At 54.3% G+C, this 17,432-nt stretch carries 19 protein-coding genes; all 19 read left to right on the top strand.

Annotated elements, in window-relative coordinates:
• Positions 1-15: 15 nt before the first annotated feature.
• The 19 genes from B9G99_RS15475 (at position 16) to cheZ (ending at position 17,306) form a co-directional block, all read left to right on the top strand.
• The gene (locus tag B9G99_RS15475) at positions 16-837 is read left to right on the top strand and encodes a glycosyltransferase (RefSeq protein ID WP_086622979.1); all 822 of its coding nucleotides are present in this window, start codon (positions 16-18) and stop codon (positions 835-837) included.
• A 208-nt stretch (positions 838-1,045) separates the two neighbouring features.
• Positions 1,046-1,885: a 3'(2'),5'-bisphosphate nucleotidase CysQ gene (gene cysQ, locus B9G99_RS15470; protein WP_086622978.1), complete on the top strand. Its 840-nt coding sequence runs from the start codon at positions 1,046-1,048 to the stop codon at positions 1,883-1,885.
• 88 nt (positions 1,886-1,973) lie between these two features.
• Positions 1,974-3,338, top strand: a complete 1,365-nt coding sequence (fliD, locus tag B9G99_RS15465; protein ID WP_086622977.1) for a flagellar filament capping protein FliD — start codon at positions 1,974-1,976, stop codon at positions 3,336-3,338.
• 26 nt (positions 3,339-3,364) lie between these two features.
• Positions 3,365-3,781, top strand: a complete 417-nt coding sequence (gene fliS / locus B9G99_RS15460) for a flagellar export chaperone FliS (protein WP_086622976.1) — start codon at positions 3,365-3,367, stop codon at positions 3,779-3,781.
• A 1-nt stretch (position 3,782) separates the two neighbouring features.
• A complete protein-coding gene (fliT, locus tag B9G99_RS15455) occupies positions 3,783-4,133 on the top strand; it encodes a flagellar protein FliT (protein ID WP_086622975.1) in 351 nt (116 codons plus the stop codon).
• Between the two features lie 2 nt (positions 4,134-4,135).
• Entirely contained in the window at positions 4,136-5,218 is a 1,083-nt protein-coding gene (locus B9G99_RS15450; RefSeq protein ID WP_086622974.1) for a flagellar hook-length control protein FliK, read from the top strand.
• Entirely contained in the window at positions 5,215-5,502 is a 288-nt protein-coding gene (locus B9G99_RS15445) for an EscU/YscU/HrcU family type III secretion system export apparatus switch protein (RefSeq protein WP_086622973.1), read from the top strand. Before B9G99_RS15450 ends, B9G99_RS15445 begins: the two co-directional genes overlap by 4 nt.
• Positions 5,503-5,855: 353 nt before the next feature.
• On the top strand, positions 5,856-6,212 hold the full coding sequence (gene flhD, locus B9G99_RS15440; protein ID WP_252997351.1) for a flagellar transcriptional regulator FlhD: 357 nt from the start codon (positions 5,856-5,858) through the stop codon (positions 6,210-6,212).
• Positions 6,202-6,762, top strand: coding sequence for a flagellar transcriptional regulator FlhC (gene flhC, locus B9G99_RS15435; RefSeq protein ID WP_086622972.1), 561 nt, complete (start codon positions 6,202-6,204; stop codon positions 6,760-6,762). The genes flhD and flhC overlap by 11 nt, the downstream gene beginning before the upstream one ends.
• 328 nt (positions 6,763-7,090) lie before the next feature.
• A complete protein-coding gene (gene motA, locus B9G99_RS15430; protein ID WP_086622971.1) occupies positions 7,091-7,972 on the top strand; it encodes a flagellar motor stator protein MotA in 882 nt (293 codons plus the stop codon).
• Between the two features lie 3 nt (positions 7,973-7,975).
• Entirely contained in the window at positions 7,976-8,923 is a 948-nt protein-coding gene (motB, locus tag B9G99_RS15425; protein WP_086622970.1) for a flagellar motor protein MotB, read from the top strand.
• A 94-nt stretch (positions 8,924-9,017) separates the two neighbouring features.
• Positions 9,018-11,087, top strand: a complete 2,070-nt coding sequence (gene cheA, locus B9G99_RS15420) for a chemotaxis protein CheA (protein ID WP_086623515.1) — start codon at positions 9,018-9,020, stop codon at positions 11,085-11,087.
• A gap of 67 nt (positions 11,088-11,154) precedes the next feature.
• Positions 11,155-11,643, top strand: coding sequence for a chemotaxis protein CheW (gene cheW, locus B9G99_RS15415; RefSeq protein ID WP_086622969.1), 489 nt, complete (start codon positions 11,155-11,157; stop codon positions 11,641-11,643).
• Between the two features lie 174 nt (positions 11,644-11,817).
• The gene (locus tag B9G99_RS15410; protein ID WP_086622968.1) at positions 11,818-13,608 is read left to right on the top strand and encodes a methyl-accepting chemotaxis protein; all 1,791 of its coding nucleotides are present in this window, start codon (positions 11,818-11,820) and stop codon (positions 13,606-13,608) included.
• Positions 13,609-13,636: 28 nt separating this feature from the next.
• On the top strand, positions 13,637-14,482 hold the full coding sequence (locus tag B9G99_RS15405) for a CheR family methyltransferase (protein WP_086622967.1): 846 nt from the start codon (positions 13,637-13,639) through the stop codon (positions 14,480-14,482).
• Complete coding sequence (locus B9G99_RS15400) at positions 14,479-15,093, top strand: chemotaxis protein CheD (RefSeq protein WP_086622966.1); 615 nt, start codon at positions 14,479-14,481, stop codon at positions 15,091-15,093. Before B9G99_RS15405 ends, B9G99_RS15400 begins: the two co-directional genes overlap by 4 nt.
• Positions 15,090-16,151 (top strand): protein-glutamate methylesterase/protein-glutamine glutaminase, encoded by a 1,062-nt coding sequence (locus B9G99_RS15395; RefSeq protein WP_086622965.1) that lies wholly within the window; start codon positions 15,090-15,092, stop codon positions 16,149-16,151. The genes B9G99_RS15400 and B9G99_RS15395 overlap by 4 nt, the downstream gene beginning before the upstream one ends.
• A 63-nt stretch (positions 16,152-16,214) precedes the next feature.
• Positions 16,215-16,604: a chemotaxis response regulator CheY gene (gene cheY / locus B9G99_RS15390; protein WP_086622964.1), complete on the top strand. Its 390-nt coding sequence runs from the start codon at positions 16,215-16,217 to the stop codon at positions 16,602-16,604.
• A gap of 30 nt (positions 16,605-16,634) precedes the next feature.
• Complete coding sequence (gene cheZ / locus B9G99_RS15385) at positions 16,635-17,306, top strand: protein phosphatase CheZ (RefSeq protein ID WP_086622963.1); 672 nt, start codon at positions 16,635-16,637, stop codon at positions 17,304-17,306.
• Positions 17,307-17,432 lie beyond the last annotated feature (126 nt).

Below are 17,432 nucleotides of genomic sequence, written 5' to 3'. Positions count from 1 at the left end.
TAGGTAAACGTCAAAATGAAATTTTCGGTGCTGATGTCTGTATATGACAAGGAGTCACCACGCTTTCTACGTGAGTGCCTTGAAAGCATCAGGATACAGAGTGTGCAGCCTGACGAGGTTGTCATCGTCGAAGATGGGCCCATCAACGATCAGCTGCAGGCAGCACTTGATGAATACCGATCTACTTTGAGTATCACTTCAGTAAGGCTGCCGCAAAATAAGGGTTTGGGTGAGGCACTCAATGCTGGCCTTGAGCGTTGTCGTAACGATCTTGTTGCCAGAATGGATACCGATGATCATTGCTGCCCCGGACGCTTCGAGCTGCAGGTCAATTACATGGCCGCTCATCCTGAAGTCGATATACTTGGCGGAGCCATTGCCGAATTCAACGAAGATCCGCAAAAACCTCATGCCATCCGCGAACTGCCTACAGGTAAGGAGCAGGTGGCTCGCTTTGCTCGTTCGCGCTGTCCGGTTAATCACATGACGGTCATGTTTCGCCGAGCTGCTATTTTGAAGGCGGGTGGTTATAAACATTTTGCAGGTGTTGAAGATTATTATCTTTGGGTGCGTCTTCTATGTCAGGGGGGACATATCGATAATGTTGGAGACATCCTTGTCAACGCCCGGGTAGGCAACGGCATGTTGGCTAGAAGACGGGGATGGGGTTACTTCAAACAAGACGTGAAGCTTCAGAAGAAGTTTCTCGATATGGGGTTTGTAGGCCCGGTTACCATGTGTATGAACGTGCTCAAAAGAGCGCCGTTGCGACTTATGCCGGAAAAATTGCTGGCTGCCATCTACCAAGGCGTTCTTCGTAAAAAGCCGTCGGGCTGAAACGTTCTGCCTGATAGGATGACTGGTATTGCATTTGCCCCGGTACAGGTTTCAATCCTGTACCGGGGTTTTTGTTTTTCAGCCAATGATCATGCAATAAGCAGTTTAAAATCTGCGTTACTCGGCTTATGCAAAATGGCCCGAAGGGCTCGGCTGGCGTTGATGCACCACGTATAGTGTCCAGGCAAGAGGGATAGGAAACGAACCCATGAACGAACTGCTTGAATCCATCAAAAGAATTGCCTGGGAGGCCTGTGACGCCATTCTGGAGGTCTATCAGAACCCGATAGAAGTGACTGACAAAAAGGATAGTAGCCCTCTGACTCAGGCCGATCTCTCGGCAAATCAATTAATTTCACGGCGACTATCCGTTTTGCGTCCTGCATGGCCCATCCTATCGGAGGAGTCAGCTGCTGCTGATATTGAAGACCGACTGTCGTGGACAACTTTCTGGTTGATAGACCCCTTGGATGGCACGAGGGAGTTTATCAACCGAAATGGCGAGTTTACGGTCAATATCGCTTTGGTTCATGAAGGCAGGCCGATCCTCGGAGTGATCGCTGCTCCCGTTTTGAACACCATGTGGTATGCCGTGAAAGACCAGGGAGCATGGCGTCAAAGTCCGGGTGAGCCAGCAAGGCGTATCGCTACGACCACTTGGCATCCCGATCAGCCCCTCCGGATTGTAGGAAGTCGTTCTCATGGCGGTCATGAGATGGAGCGCCTTTTGAAGGTTCTGCCATCATACGAGTTTGAAGGGGTGGGAAGTTCTCTCAAGTTTTGTCGCATTGCAGAAGGTGCCGCCGATTGTTACCCAAGGCCCGGTGCCACATGTGAATGGGATACGGGGGCTGCCCACATTATCCTTGATGAAGCCGGCGGTACCGTTCTTCGGTTGGACACCGAGACGCATAAGGTTAAAGAGCCTCTCCGATACAATCAGCACCATTCACTGGTCAACCCGGATTTCGTTGCGCTTGGGCAAGGGCTCGCTGAAAAGTGGAACCACCCGGGGCTTTTGAATCTCTCTATTGGTACAGCGCCTTAAATATTCTGCGATGGCTGCCGATAGAGTCACCAAGAGAACAATGAATCCGCTCTTGCCTGCTAGGATTCACCATTCCGGAGAGTTATAAATGGCTATCGAATCACTGGGTGTCGGCTCCAATCTTAATCTCACCTCGCTGCTTGACGGCCTCAAGAAGTCAGAGCAGGGAAAGCTGGAGCCCATTACCAAAAAGTTTAATTCGACTGACGCCAAGCTTTCCGGCTTTGGTCAACTAAGGACATCGCTTGAAAGCTTCCAAGCAGCGGCTCAAAAGCTCAACAGTGGAAAGCTTTATGAAGGCTTTGCTTCGCAGGTGAGCGGTTCTGCATTGACGGCGACTGCCGGCAGTACCGCGGCCGCAGGTAGCTATAGTATTAAGATCGACTCTCTGGCCACCGCGCAGTCTCTAGCCACTGCCGGACGTTCTGATACGACAAATTCTATCGGAACAGGAACACTGAACGTCAATGTGGGCACCAAGTCCACTCCTGTCGAAATTACTGATGGTTCGCTGGCTGGCATTCGCGATGCCATTAACAAGGCTGATGCCGGCGTGACAGCCTCCATCGTCAATGATGGCAGTGGTACGCCTTACCGTTTGGTGCTGAATTCTCAGACCACGGGCGCCGGTGCAACCATGTCCTTTTCAAGCGAGAATACTGCTCTTGAGGGAATTTTTTCCGGTGCTACTGAAACAGTCGCCGCGTCAGATGCGTCTCTGACAGTTAATGGTTTGCCTATTAAAAGCTCTTCTAACACCGTTGAAGATGCCATTCAGGGCGTAACGCTCAATCTTGTTGAAACGACAGCAGCCGGAGCATCGACAAAGCTGACAGTTAGTCAAGATACGGAGTCCGTTAAGACCGCCGTACAGGATTTTGTAAAGGCCTACAACGCCCTAAATGACAAGATCACGTCGCTGACCAAGGTTGACAATGAGGGTGACAAGGTTAAAAGCGGCGTGCTGACCGGCAATAGTACCGTGCGCTCCGTTCAGAGCACGCTGCGAGGTGTCATGAGCAGTGCCGTCAACGGTGAGGGCATGAACTATCTCTTCGAGGCCGGCATTAGCTTTAGCAAGGATCTCAGCAAAAGTGGCAAGCTCGAGATAACCGATGAGAAAAAGCTCGACGAGGCCCTAGCCAATAATCTAGAAGGCATGAGGGGTCTGTTTGTCGGCGATGGCAAGACCGGCATCGCGGCCAGACTTGATGCCAGCATCGAGTCAATGCTGGCCACCAATGGGGCGGTTAGCAGTGCAGAAGCCGGCCTTGAAAGCTCAAAGGCAAGTCTTAAGGCTCAGAGCGTGCGCATGCAGGAAACCATCGATGCCACGGTAGATCGCTACAAAAAGCAATTCCAGCAGCTCGATTTGATGATGTCCAAACTTAACAATACACAATCATACCTCAGTCAGCAGTTCGAAGCCCTTAACAGTTCTTCTAACAGCTAATCGGTCAATATTGGCGGATATCCATTATGTATACACAAAGAGGGGCAAGTACCTACGCATCAGTAGGTGTAGAGACGGGCGCCATGAGTGCCTCTCCCCATCAGCTGATCGTCATGCTGTTCGACGGTGCCATGGCGGCCATATTCAAGGCCAAGTGGGCCATGGAGCATCACGACATTGCCGGTAGAGGTATGGCCATTTCGAAGGCCATCGATATCATTGATGGTGGACTACGGGCGAGCCTGGACATGACACGCGGTGGTGAATTGGCAGAGCGTTTGTCATCGCTTTATGAGTACATGTCACGTTCACTTTTAAAAGCCAATGTTTCCAATGACAAGGCATTGTTGGAGCATGTTGAAAGACTTTTAAGTGATATTTCCGGGGCGTGGAAGGAAATCGGTTCGACTTCTCAGCAACCTGCCGCAGCAGCTCAGGTCTGACATGGAAAAAAAACGTGCTCTGATCATCCATGGCTATGAGCGGGCCCTGAGAGTAAGTCAGGAAATGCTGGATCACGCTGGCACCGGGCAGTGGCACAAGCTTATCGAGCTTGAGCATGATTACCTGTGTGAAATTGATCGGCTTCGAATGCGCGATGAACAGATCACACTGGATAGTGAACGTCAGGTACACAAAAAGAAAATTCTGGCTCAGCTTCTGGAAAACGACCAAAAGCTTCATACGCTATTGCAGCAAAGGCTTGATGAGCTTAGCCAGCTGATGGAGAAAAACCGGGTGCAGCAGCAGGTCAACCGTGCTTATAGTGCGACATCAGCCCCAGTGGGGGAATAGCCATGAGTAGCATCACGCCACTGCTGGATACCCTGCTTCACAATGTCTTGGGGCGTCGCGCGGATCTTGATCGGGTTGCTTCACGGCAACCCGATTTGCCTTTGGGAAGCGTGACTTATACACCAGCCGTGCGTCATGGTACCTCGGATACGCCTGATGAAACGCTGGAGCGTCACAGTGATGATGCGGCCGCAAGAGCCAATATACCTGACAAGTCATCTGCTCGTGTTTTAACTTCTAACCAGGGGCTGTTTTTTCAGGACACGGCTTCGGATAGCGTGCCTGGGTCTTCCAAAACACACTTTAGTGCTGAAGCCAGAGCCATTTCGCGTATTCTGGAGAAATTTCCTGCCACAGCACCGGTTGTCAGTACTGACTCGGTTTTGCTGTCGACGGAAGAATCCCTGAAAACGCCTGTACTTGCAGCAACTCTCGCCTCGCAGATCAGGAATAGCGGCCTTTTTTATGAGTCGCACCTTCGTCAATGGCTTCTGGGTCAGTACGACCAGCAGGCGTTACTCAAGGAACCACAAAACAGGTTATTTCAGCCTGTTCCAACTGGACATCAGACATCGACTGATGCCGACCGGTCATACGATACTCTCTCCACGATCAGCCGTGAACGCCATGCGCTACAGGCCCTAAGTACTCCTTCGGAACGCGAAAGTGGGGGAGGCGCCATGCCATCTGCTCAGGATAACCTCCAGGGCATTCTTCGCCATCAACTGGAACTCATGGCCTCTCCGCTGGTTCGATGGGAAGGCTTTCTAACGCCTCAAATACCGGTGCATTGGGAAATCGAGCAGCAGCCCGAGGAATCAGACGGCGAGAATACACAGGAAGCTCGGCAGATCTGGCGCTCTAAGCTGAAGCTGATGTTGCCAACCCTGGGCACTGTTGATCTTGAGATCAGCCTTCAGGACAGGGTCATTAACATCAGCGGTAGGGTAGGGCTTTCTCATCTAGCCTGGATGACCGTGCAGGGACGCCATCTTGATGAAAGGATGGCCGGAGCCGGGTTACAACTCGCCAATCTGCATTTCACTCCCCAGAACGCAAGTGATCATGAGGGTGGATCAGCATGACATCCTCAAAAGACTATTCTGATGGCCGTCAACGTGCTGTCGCCATAGCGCATGATGGCAATGAAGCACCGCGTGTGGTGGCCAAGGGATATGGCACGACGGCTGATGCCATCATAGAGAAGGCGCAGGCAAGCGGTATCTTTGTGCATCAGTCTCCGGAGCTGGTAAACCTGCTTTTACATGTCGATCTTGATGATCGCATCCCAAAAGAATTGTATCTGGCGCTGGCGGAGCTTTTATGCTGGATACATGAGCTTGAACGCGACGCCACCCTCTCGACCTGAAATTTTTAGAAACATTTCAGAAATCAAAAGATACATAAAAATTTCTTTCATTAGACGAAATGGGGCCCTTTTTGGGCCCTTTTCGTCTAACGTTGATTTTATTGACTAAATTCTCTGCTATTGTCTTAAGGAGGGTGGTAGGAAAACATTGTTTTCGTACTAATCAAAAAAATAGTTGTGGTAGTAAAGTATGATGTGTCAATATTGCAGAAAGTAACGGGGCGTAACATTCTGGTTGGATAGTGTCGCCTCACCTGGCAATGATCCTGTTACGAAAAATGGTCAAGAGCGTTAACAATCGCCGTTGTACCAGTCGTGACATGGATAAATTTTCAAGACGAGGGGAAGGGAACATGATGACTACAAGCCATTTGCTGGACGATATTCGCAACGTCAATCTGTCTTATCTGCTTCTGGTACAAAGGCTTTTGAATGAAGATCGCTCTGCTGCCATGTTCAGGCTAAAACTGAACGAGCAGATGGCTGATACTCTGGCATCACTACCCATTTCGCAGCTTGCAAAGCTTGCGAACTCCAACCAGCTGCTGTGCCACTTTGCGTTGGTTGATCCTGCCCAGCTTTCATCGTTGACGACCCAACAGCGCGAAGATGATCTAAAGCGCACTCATGCTGCTATCCTGCTGGCGGGCAGCATGCATGATGACGCGGAGGAGGTGGTGCTGAAAAAGGGGCACCATCATGGCCGATAAAAGCGTCATCAATGAAGTGCGCGATATACAACTGGCGATCGAGCTGATTGAGCTCGGCGCCAGGCTTCAGGTGCTTGAAACCGAAACAGACCTTTCTCGCGGGCGTTTGATTCGCCTTTACAAGGAAGTGCGTGGTGTTTCTCCGCCGAAGGGCATGCTCCCGTTTTCGACAGACTGGTTTATTACGTGGCTTCCCAATATTCATTCGTCACTTTTCTATAATATTTATCTTTCCCTGCGGGAACAGAGTCGATGTGATCGCATGGAGGCCATCATAAAGGCCTACCGACTCTATTTTGAGCAAATCTCCATGCTCGAGGATGGCGAGGCCGTGTTGGGACTAACCCGGGCATGGACGCTGGTACGCTTTTTTGAAAGCGACATGATGCAACTATCATCATGCACCTCATGCAGTGGTAGATTCGTCAATCATGCGCATAGCCTTGATCAGGATTTTGTCTGCGGTATCTGCCAGCCGCCGTCTCGTGCCGGGAAAACCCGCCGCGCTGCCGAGAGAGAGCGCATTAGAAAGGAAAGCGGCGCTCAGTAATGGCCAAGGGGCTTTATCACCATCCTGATGATCCAATGATTACCATTTCCACTGCCCTGACAGCTTGCGCCGTCAGGGTTTTTTTATGCCGGTTATTCTTCTGGCTCAACCATTTCAAAAAAGCAAAATAGCCCCTTTTTCAGAAGCTAGTCCTGCCTTTGATCGATCATAAAAGACCTTAACCTTGCCGTTATTCTCCTGAGAGCAGGGTTCCGACTGCTGCAGTCGTCATATCCCTTTTTCCCTGAAGAATCTGATGAGATGGGCGCTCAAGCCAAGCCACTTTTGGCCGATGATATCTCCAGATTCTGAATACTGAGGAATTACCGTGCTTATATTATTTGGATATGTTGCTGTTGTTGCCTCGGTAATCGGGGGGTACATGATGGTGGGCGGCCACCTCGCCGTGCTGCTACAGCCGGCCGAGATCGTCATCATTTGTGGTGCTGCCATGGGGGCCTTCATCGCCAGTAACAATGGTAAGGCGATCAAGGCCACACTGAGGGTCGTGCCAAAGCTCAAGGGGAGCGTCAAATATAACAAGGAGCTTTTCATGGAGCTCATGGCGCTTTTGTACCTCTTGCTGGCCAAGGGACGCCAGGAGGGCATGATGGCGCTTGAGCGTGATGTTGAGGCTCCGGCAGAAAGCCCTTTGTTTACCCGCTATCCCAAGCTGATGGCAGACCCTCTTCTCATGGAGTTTTTGACCGACTACCTGCGCCTGATGATCAGCGGCAACATGGATGCCTTCGAGATCGAGTCGTTGATGGATCACGAGATTGAAACGTTTCAGCATGAAGCCGAGATTCCCGTCAATGCCATTTCAGGTGTCGGTGATGGCCTGCCAGCCTTCGGCATCGTGGCCGCTGTCATGGGAGTGGTCCATGCACTGGGTGCCGAAGGTCTGACACCTGAAGAAGTCGGTCCTCTGATTGCGGCGGCACTGGTCGGTACTTTTCTTGGCATATTGCTGGCCTATGGTTTTGTGACGCCACTGGCGACTCATGTCCGGCATCAGATCGGCGAAGTCGAAAAGATGCTGCAGTGTATCAAGGTCACGCTTCTGGCCAACCTGAATGGTTATGCCCCGCCGATTGCCGTCGAATTTGGTCGCAAGGTGCTCTATTCAACCGAGCGACCGAGCTTCAGCGAACTGGAAGAGCATGTAAGAGCCGTTCGTTCACAGCCTAGTGGCAATGGGCAAGGATAAGTCATGAGCCAGCATCGCCGTCCCATTGTTGTACGCCGTAAAAAGGCTGCCGGCCATCACGGCTCTCATGGTAGCTGGAAGATTGCCTATGCCGACTTCATGACGGCCATGATGGCTTTCTTTCTGGTGATGTGGCTGCTGGCCGGGACATCGAAAGCCGAGTTTGAACAGATCAGCGAATATTTTCGGACACCCTTGAAAGTGGCTCTGGCTGGTGGGGATCGCAATTCGGCCAGCAACAGCGCCATCCCGGGTGGTGGTGATGATGTCATGCACAGCGAAGGTGAACGTTCACGGATCACCATCGAGCAAAACAGCAGCATGGCGACCGACATGTCAGCCCTGAGCAGGCTCAAGGCTCGCCTTGAAGCCCTGATGCAGGAGGACCCGGCGCTGCGGGACCTGCGTTCACAGATGCGTCTGGATCTGACGCCCGAGGGGCTTCGAATCCAGATCGTGGACAGTCAGCGGCGTCCCATGTTCGAGCTGGGCAGTGCGCGAGTGGCGCCTTATATGCACCGTATTCTTACCGCCATTGCGCCGCTGCTCAACGAGCTGCCCAACAAGCTGACCCTGTCAGGGCATACGGATGATCTTCCGTTTGCCGCCGGCCTCAAGGGATACAGCAACTGGGAGCTTTCAACCGATCGCGCCAATGCCTCACGGCGTGAACTGGTCGCCGGAGGGCTTGAGCCCGAGAAGCTGTTACGTGTCATCGGCATGGCGGACACCATGAATATGCCGGATGAAGAGGACAACGCGCTTAACCGTCGGATCAGCATTCTGGTGCTCAACAGCCGAGCGCAGAAAATGATGGAGCAGGAAAACATGGCCCCGGGTTCGCCGGCCATTATTGATGGTGACAAAACGCCGATTTCCATCGATGGGCTCACCCAGGGCGCAGGCGCTCTGAATACTTCGGGGGCGTCAGAACAGACGACACAATCATGAGCATCATGACGGCAGGTTTTGAAGGCACTTTCGCGTGCGCTCGAGTCGAGCGTGGGATCGAATCCAGAAGCAGGGCAGGGCATCAGTCGTGAGCATCGACATTACCGAGTTCTATCAGACATTTTTCGAAGAGGCCGAGGAACTGCTCAGCGATATGGAGCAGCAGCTGTTGCAGATCGATCCCAGCGATCCTGACAGTGAACAGCTCAATGCCATCTTTCGAGCGGCACATTCCATCAAGGGTGGCGCGGGAACGTTTGGCTTTACCGTGCTGCAGGAGACCACGCACCTTTTTGAAAATCTGCTCGACAAGGCGCGCCATCACGAACTGACCCTTGACCCCACAACCATCGACATATTTCTGGAAACCAAGGATATGCTCAGCGATCAGCTCAATGCTTACCGTCAACAGACCGAGCCGGACAGCGCCGCCTATGAGCGTATCTGTAACACGCTAAAGGCTCTGGCTGAAGAGAAAGGCCAGGGAGGCGCTGCTGCATCTGCGACGACAATGCCATCTCAGACAGCCGTTTCCGGCCCTGCACAGAGTGGTGCAATGGTCATCCGAATTGCCGGTGTGGCAGCAGATAATGCCACCAGTCTGGCAGAAGAGCTGGCGCTTTTTGGCACCGTGCTGGAGCAGCAGCACGCTGGTGATGTGTTGACTGTTCGGCTGGAAACCGCCACGGGCGAAGATGATATTCGTGCGGTGCTCTGTTTCGTGGTTGATGACGATCAGATTACCTTCGAGGGTGCCAGCGAAACGCCGTCCGAGAGTGCTACCAAAGCCTCCGGTACCGAAGCCGGGAAGGATAAACCCGAGCCTGCAAAGGATGACGCTGCACCAGCTTCACAGATCAGTGCTCCTTCCCCGGCTGAACCTGCAAAAACGGCTGCCCCGGCTACCGCGGCGCCCGCTGCCAAAAAGGCCGAACGGGCTGCTGCAAGCAGCGAGAATGCTTCCCTGCGCGTGTCGATCGAAAAGATTGACCAGATCATTAACCTGGTCGGTGAGCTCGTCATTACCCAGTCCATGCTGGAGCAGGGCACATCCGATTTTGATCCGGTGACTCACGGCAGTCTGCTCAGCGGCATGAACCAGCTCCAGCGTAACGCGCGTGACCTGCAGGAAGCGGTCATGTCGATTCGCATGATGCCCATGGACGTAGTATTCAACCGCTTCCCGCGACTGGTGCGCGATCTGGCCGGCAAACTGGGCAAGCAGGTCGAATTTGAAACGGTGGGCAAGTCTACCGAGCTCGACAAGGGCTTGATCGAGCGCATCGTTGATCCACTGACCCACCTGGTGCGCAACAGTCTGGACCATGGCATCGAGACCCCTGATCGGCGGCTGGCCGCCGGCAAACCGGCCGCAGGCAAGCTGACCCTCTCTGCCAGTCATCAGGGCGGCAATATCCTGATCGAAATCAGCGATGACGGTGCCGGCCTGAACCGTGAGCGGATTCTGAGCAAGGCTCGTGAGAACGGTCTGGCCGTGTCGGATGCCATGAGTGATGACGATGTCTGGCAGCTGATCTTTGCACCGGGCTTTTCAACCGCCGAGCAGGTGACTGACCTGTCAGGACGTGGCGTCGGTATGGATGTGGTCAAGCGTAATATCGCGCAGATGGGTGGGCACGTGGACATTCTTTCCCGCACCGGGCAGGGAACCACCACCCGAATCGTGCTGCCACTGACGCTTGCCATTCTCGATGGCATGTCGGTTCGTGTCGGAGAAGAGGTCTATATCCTGCCGCTCGGTGCCATCAAGGAGTCCATGCAGGTCAGACCGGAAGATATCAGCACCGTCACGGGCAATGATCGCGTGCTGCATGTTCGTGGTGAATATTTGCCGCTGGTAGAGCTTTATCGTGTCTTTGATATTCCCGATGCGCAGCAGGATGTAACCAAAGGCATTGTCATGATCGTACAAAGCGAAGGTCGCAGCTTTGCCTTGCAGGTCGATCAGCTAATCGGGCAACACCAGGTGGTCGTCAAGAATCTGGAAACCAATTATCGGCGTGTTCCCGGCATCTCTGCCGCCACCATCCTGGGCGATGGCAGCGTGGCACTGATTCTGGACATTCCAGCACTGTCACGCTCTCCTCAGGATCGCGAAGGCAGTCACTCGGGCCATCATCGTAGTGCTGCCACGCTGCACTGATCCAGGTGCACAACGGACAGTTATCTTTAATTCTGCCCGCTGGGTCGGGCATATGGGAGTTGAGACAATGGAAGCTTCTGCTATCGACAAGGTACAGCTGGAAGGCGAAGGTCACGAATTTCTGGTCTTTCGACTGGGTTCGGAAGAGTACGGTATCGATATCCTGAGTGTGCAGGAAATTCGCGGCTATGAAGGTGTGACGCGCATTGCCAACGCGCCTTCCTTTATCAAGGGCGTGACCAACCTGCGTGGCGTCATCGTTCCTATCGTTGACCTGCGTTTGAAGTTCGCGCTGGGCAACGCGGACTATACGGCGCAGACCGTCGTGATCGTGCTCAATATCGGTCATCGGGTGGTGGGCGTGGTGGTGGATGGTGTCTCCGATGTGCTGGCGCTGACCGGTGAACAGATCAAGCCGGCACCGGAATTCGGCTCGACCCTATCCACCCACTACCTGATGGGGCTGGGCAGTCTGGATGATCGAATGCTGATTCTGGTCGATATCGAGAAACTGATGAGCAGTGAAGAAATGGCCCTGATCGACAAGGCTGCCTGATCGATTGTATTGGTCATTGAAAGCGCCGGCATATGCCGGCGCTTTTTTGTGTGTGCATAAACAGCGTACTTTAACCTGCGCTAATCCTTGGTTTGTTTCGCGCAAAACATAGTTTGATATGCCCATACATGCCGGCAATTGCTGGTCATCGGATTCATTTGAGGAGATCGATTCGTGCGTAACAACCAACCGGTCAATGACCAGCATTATGTGCTTGATGAACAGCAGTTTCTTATTTCCCAGACGGATACGGACGGCAACATCATTTATGCCAATCCGGCCTTTATCGAGGTCAGTGGGTTTGAGCGTCATGAATTGATCGGAGCGCCCCATAACCTCGTACGGCATCCGGATATGCCGCCCGTTGCCTTTGCCAATCTCTGGAAAACCCTGCGTGATGGTGAAACCTGGACCGGGATGGTCAAGAACCGGCGCAAGGACGGAGGCTATTACTGGGTCAGGGCCACGGTCATGCCCATTGTCGAGCAGGGCCAGCTCAAGGGATACGCCTCGGTACGCATCAAGGCCGATGAGGCCTCCATTGCCTACGCCGAGCGGGTTTATCGACGTATCAACAGCGGCCAGGGCAAGGGGTGGGTGCTGGTTCGCGGGGTCATTACCCCGGCCGGGCCTCTGGGCTGGATGCATCGGGTGAGGCGTATGGCACCGGCTCAAAAGGCAGGCTTGATGGGAGGCGCATGTGCGATCTCATCACTGGCCCTGTTGGGGCTTCTGTTTGCGGATTATCAGTTACTTTCGGCGCAGCAGTCACTGCCGATGCTCATGAGCGCACTTACCCTGGGGACAACACTGCTGACAACAGGCTCCGCGCTGGCGGGCATCCTGATGATACGACGTGCCCAGCGTTCGCTTGACCAGGCTCTTGTGTGCTGTCGACAGATTTCCAGCGGCAATCTTGAATCGACCAGCCAGAGTCAGGATCACCTGATGGTGGCGCTGGATACCATGCGCAAGTGCCTTCTGGGGGTTGTACGTGACGTCAAGGGCAGTGTTGGGGTGATCTCTCCGGCCAGCAGCGAGCTGGCAACCGGCAACCAGCATCTTTCGCGACGCACCGAAGAACAGGCGGCATCGCTTGAGCAGACAGCCAGCAGCATGGAGGAGTTGACCGCAACGGTTGGGCACAACGCTGAGCATGCCAGTGATGCTTCGAAGCTGGCCAATGAGGCGTCGACCGTAGCTGAACGTGGCCGCAGCGAAATGGGAGATGTGGTTAACCGCATGGAGGGGATCACACAGGCCTCGGCACGTATCTCCGATATCGTGGGGGTTATCGACAGCATCGCCTTTCAGACCAACATTCTGGCACTCAATGCCTCTGTAGAAGCGGCACGTGCCGGTGAGCAGGGCAAGGGATTTGCCGTAGTGGCCAACGAGGTTCGCTCTCTGGCCAGTCGTAGTGCCCAGGCGGCGAGTGAAATTCGTGAGTTGATCGATAAATCTTCGGTTGAAGTCCACGCCGGCAGTGAGCTGGTGGCCCGAGCGCAGTCCACCATGACCGATATCGTCGGTGGCGTACATCGGGTCACGACGCTGATGCAGGAAATTTCAGCGGCGACTCGAGAACAGAAAAACGGCATAGACCAGATCGGTCAGGCCATTCAGCGCATGGATGAAATGACCCAGCAAAACGCTGCCATGGTCGAGCAGTCTTCGGCGGCATCTGAATCGATGCGTCAAAACGCCGATCACCTTAATGAAATTGTCAGTCTTTTCAGGATCAAGGAAAGCGCTCACACGCCGATAATAGCTTCAGGCAGGGTAGCTTCCTCGACAAAACACGGAGGAGCGGCCCACGACGGAGAACCGAGAAAACACGCTTCAACGTCGTCACGTACCAGGTCTGGCCGGCCCGGCACCTCTGCTCCTGCAAGGACGCAAGTCGATCGACCGCAGAGCGAGTCGGCGTCCGGGGCAGCAGAAGAGGACTGGACAACCTTTTAATCACTTCAAGTGATGCGGAGTAGAACACGTGACAGAAGTCGCTGAAAGCCGCGATCTAAAACTGACGCATGAGGATTTCGAGCGTGTCAGGCGTTTGATCCACGAGCGTGCAGGCATCGCACTGGCGTTACATAAAAAAGAGATGGTGTATAGCCGTCTGGCACGTCGCTTGCGCACGCTTGGGCTCAATCAGTTCAGGGCCTATCTGGATCTGCTGGATGGCCATCCTGACTCCACGGAATGGGAACATTTCGTCAACGCGCTGACGACCAACCTGACCTCGTTTTTCCGGGAAGCACATCACTTCCCGATCTTGGCCGATCATGTGCGCGCACAAAGCGGCAATATCAAGGTGTGGTGTTGCGCGGCGTCTACCGGCGAAGAGCCCTGGTCGCTGGCCATGACGCTGACCGAGGCACTTGGTTCGAAGGCTCAGAGTGCCAGAATCGTGGCCACCGATATTGATACCAAGGCGCTTGCTACGGCGGCGGCCGGCATCTATCCGATCGCTCAGATCGAGAAGCTGTCGATGGAGCAGCGCAAGCGGTTTTTCATGCGTGGCGTAGGGTCCAGATCCGGCGTGGCGCGCGTTAATCCGGCGCTATCGGCCATGGTGGAATATCAGCAGCTGAATCTGCTGGAAGCACGATGGAACGTAGAAGGGCCCTTTGATGCCATCTTCTGCCGCAACATCATGATTTATTTTGACAAGCCTACCCAGAAACGGATTCTGGAAAGGTTTGCGCCATTGCTGAAACCCAACGGACTGCTTTTTGCAGGGCACTCCGAAAACTTTACTTATCTGACCGATGCCTTCCGGCTGCAGGGACATACTGTTTATGGGCTCTCTTCAGGTCCGGGTTCTCGGTCATGAAATTTCGCGAGCAGGAAGGCCTGGCCAACCACTTTTACTTTGACCGTGATGACAGTCTTGACGCCGTCAAGCTGTTGCCGAGCGAGTATTACGTGGCTTCAAAACCCATGGTGCTGTCGACGGTGCTGGGCTCCTGCGTTTCTGCGTGTATTCGCGACAGTGTCGCAGGTGTCGGTGGCATGAATCACTACATGCTGCCCGGAGATGGCAGCCATGACACCAGCGGGCCGAAACTGCGCTATGGCGAACATGCCATGCGTACCCTGATCGACGAAATCTGTCGGCTGGGCGGTCGTCGTGACAGGCTGGAAGCCAAGGTGTTCGGGGGCGGTATGGTCATTGCCGGTATGGCATCACGCATCGGATTTGCCAATGCCGAGTTTGTCATGGCGTGGCTTGATCGTGAAAACATTCGTGTGCTTGCGCAGGACCTCAATGGTAGCCATGCACGTCGCGTGCACTATCTGCCGGGAACGGGTCAGGTAAGGGTCAGGCGTCTCAACGGTAGTGACACGGTCTGTCGTCGTGAAAAGACGTTGATCAATGCGCTGGTTGAAGATGCAGTTCATCCGCTGGTCGCGGTTGCAGGCATGAAAGGAGCAGGACGGTGAGCAAGATCAAGGTATTGTGTGTTGACGACTCGGCACTGATCCGAAGCCTGATCAGCGAAATCATCAATCAGGAGCCCGATATGGAAGTGGTCGCCACGGCCCCCGATCCATTGGTGGCTCGTGATCTGATCAAACGGACCAATCCCGATGTTTTGACACTGGATGTCGAAATGCCGCGCATGGATGGTCTGGATTTTCTGGAGCGACTCATGCGTCTACGACCCATGCCGGTCGTCATGGTCTCTTCCCTGACAGAGCGGGGCTCGGAAATCACCATGCGGGCGCTAGAGCTCGGTGCGGTGGACTTTGTCACCAAGCCTCAGCTGGGCATTCGCGAGGGTATGGCAGAGTACGCGCATGCCATCACCGACAAGATCCGTGCGGCCTCAAAAGCCAGGCTCAAGGTGGCGCAGCCTTCATCGACCCCCGCGCCGGCCGCGCTTCGTGCGCCGTTGTATTCCAGCGAGAAACTTTTGATTGTGGGTGCCTCTACGGGCGGTACAGAGGCCATCCGAGAATTTCTGATGCCACTGCCCTCGGACAGCCCGGCGATATTGATCACCCAGCACATGCCGGCCGGATTTACCAAGTCCTTTGCTGCACGCCTGGACAGCCTGTGCCGCATCAGCGTGCGCGAAGCCGTACACGGCGAACGTGTACTGCCCGGTCATGCCTATCTGGCACCCGGTGGTGAGGCGCATCTGCGTCTGGTTCGAAGCGGGGCCAACTATGTGATTTCGCTGGACCACGAGGCGCCCATCAATCGCCACAGGCCTTCCGTTGATGCGCTGTTTGAATCTGCCGCCATCAGTGCCGGCAAGAATGCCATCGGTGTGCTGTTGACCGGCATGGGCAAGGATGGTGCTCAGGGGCTCTTGAAGATGCGTGAAGCCGGTGCCTGGACGCTGGCCCAGGATGAGGCCAGCTGTGTGGTATTTGGCATGCCGCGTGAGGCCATTGCGCTGGGCGCTGCATGCGAGGTTGTTCCCATTACCAGCATGTGCGAGCGGGCGCTGGCACAGCTGGGTGGCAACAATCGTCAGGCGCTGCGCGTCTAGCGCGGCATCACAGAATCGTTGACTCGCGCGCGAGCGCACTTATTTGAAAAGGAAAAAACAGACATGGCTGACAAGAACATTCACATTCTGGTGGTAGATGACTTTCCTACCATGCGTCGCATCGTGCGCAACCTCCTCAAGGAGCTTGGCTTTAACAACGTCGATGAAGCGGAGGATGGCGTCGACGGTCTGGCCAAGCTGCGCAGTGACAGCTTTGGTTTTGTGGTCTCTGACTGGAACATGCCCAACCTTGACGGTCTGGAAATGCTCAAGCAGATCCGTGCCGATGACAGTCTCAAGCATCTTCCGGTACTGATGGTGACGGCAGAGGCCAAAAAGGAAAACATCATTGCAGCGGCACAGGCCGGCGCCAATGGTTACGTGGTTAAACCCTTCACCGCCGCAACGCTCGAAGAGAAGCTGAACAAGATCTTCGAAAAGCTCGACAAATAAGTCTGCGGATAGCCATCGGGAGTTAATGACATGACAGCCAATGCCAAACCGCAGAACGTCGATGATACGATCCCGCCGGATCTTATCGCCAGGATCGGTCACCTTACCCGTGCGTTGCGTGACAACATGCGAGAGCTCGGTCTGGACAAGGAGGTCGAGAAGGCCGCCCAGGCCATTCCCGATTCCCGCGACCGTCTGAGCTATATCGCCTCAATGACCGAGCAGGCTGCCGAGCGCTCGCTCAATGCCATAGAAATTGCTCAGCCCATTCAGGACAGTATCGAAAAACAGTCAGCCGAGCTGGCAGGGCGCTGGGATCAATGGTTCGACAAGCCGCTCGAGCAGGCCGAAGCACGTGATCTGGTAGGCGACACTCGTGCCTATCTTGAGTGGGTGCCGGTACAGACCCGAGCGACTCAGAGCCAGTTGATGGAAGTCATGATGGCTCAGGATTTTCAGGATCTGACCGGACAGGTCATCAAGAAGATGATGGAGGTCATCCGCGAGATCGAGCGTGAACTTCTGCAGGTGCTGATTGACAATATTCCCTCGGAAGCCATGCGTGAGCGCGCCAAGGAAGGAAGCAGCAAACCTGCGCCAGAAGGGCTTCTCAACGGGCCTCAGATCAAGACAGAAGGGCGTACTGATATCGTGACTGACCAGTCACAGGTCGATGACCTGCTCGACAGTCTGGGATTTTAATCCCGCTTCCAGCTTATGTTTCGAATAGCTCTCCCACGGGTGGGCTATTCGAGCGATTGTTTTCCCCTCCCTCCTCGCACAATGTCGACCAGTGAGCACAATGCTCTACATGATTTCATGGGGTCG

It is taken from the genome of Kushneria konosiri (assembly GCF_002155145.1).
GTDB classification, from domain to species: Bacteria; Pseudomonadota; Gammaproteobacteria; order Pseudomonadales; family Halomonadaceae; genus Kushneria; species Kushneria konosiri.
The sequence above is the reverse complement of the archived record's forward strand: the minus strand, read 5'-3'. Positions and strand labels throughout refer to the sequence as shown.

What these genes read in the sequence shown, in the direction of transcription:
- B9G99_RS15475 (WP_086622979.1), top strand. Translation starts at nt 16, where the DNA reads ATGAAATTTTCGGTGCTGATGTCTGTATATGACAAGGAGTCACCACGC.
- cysQ (WP_086622978.1), top strand. Translation starts at nt 1,046, where the DNA reads ATGAACGAACTGCTTGAATCCATCAAAAGAATTGCCTGGGAGGCCTGT.
- fliD (WP_086622977.1), top strand. Translation starts at nt 1,974, where the DNA reads ATGGCTATCGAATCACTGGGTGTCGGCTCCAATCTTAATCTCACCTCG.
- fliS (WP_086622976.1), top strand. Translation starts at nt 3,365, where the DNA reads ATGTATACACAAAGAGGGGCAAGTACCTACGCATCAGTAGGTGTAGAG.
- fliT (WP_086622975.1), top strand. Translation starts at nt 3,783, where the DNA reads ATGGAAAAAAAACGTGCTCTGATCATCCATGGCTATGAGCGGGCCCTG.
- B9G99_RS15450 (WP_086622974.1), top strand. Translation starts at nt 4,136, where the DNA reads ATGAGTAGCATCACGCCACTGCTGGATACCCTGCTTCACAATGTCTTG.
- B9G99_RS15445 (WP_086622973.1), top strand. Translation starts at nt 5,215, where the DNA reads ATGACATCCTCAAAAGACTATTCTGATGGCCGTCAACGTGCTGTCGCC.
- flhD (WP_252997351.1), top strand. Translation starts at nt 5,856, where the DNA reads ATGATGACTACAAGCCATTTGCTGGACGATATTCGCAACGTCAATCTG.
- flhC (WP_086622972.1), top strand. Translation starts at nt 6,202, where the DNA reads ATGGCCGATAAAAGCGTCATCAATGAAGTGCGCGATATACAACTGGCG.
- motB (WP_086622970.1), top strand. Translation starts at nt 7,976, where the DNA reads ATGAGCCAGCATCGCCGTCCCATTGTTGTACGCCGTAAAAAGGCTGCC.
- cheW (WP_086622969.1), top strand. Translation starts at nt 11,155, where the DNA reads ATGGAAGCTTCTGCTATCGACAAGGTACAGCTGGAAGGCGAAGGTCAC.
- B9G99_RS15400 (WP_086622966.1), top strand. Translation starts at nt 14,479, where the DNA reads ATGAAATTTCGCGAGCAGGAAGGCCTGGCCAACCACTTTTACTTTGAC.
- cheY (WP_086622964.1), top strand. Translation starts at nt 16,215, where the DNA reads ATGGCTGACAAGAACATTCACATTCTGGTGGTAGATGACTTTCCTACC.
- cheZ (WP_086622963.1), top strand. Translation starts at nt 16,635, where the DNA reads ATGACAGCCAATGCCAAACCGCAGAACGTCGATGATACGATCCCGCCG.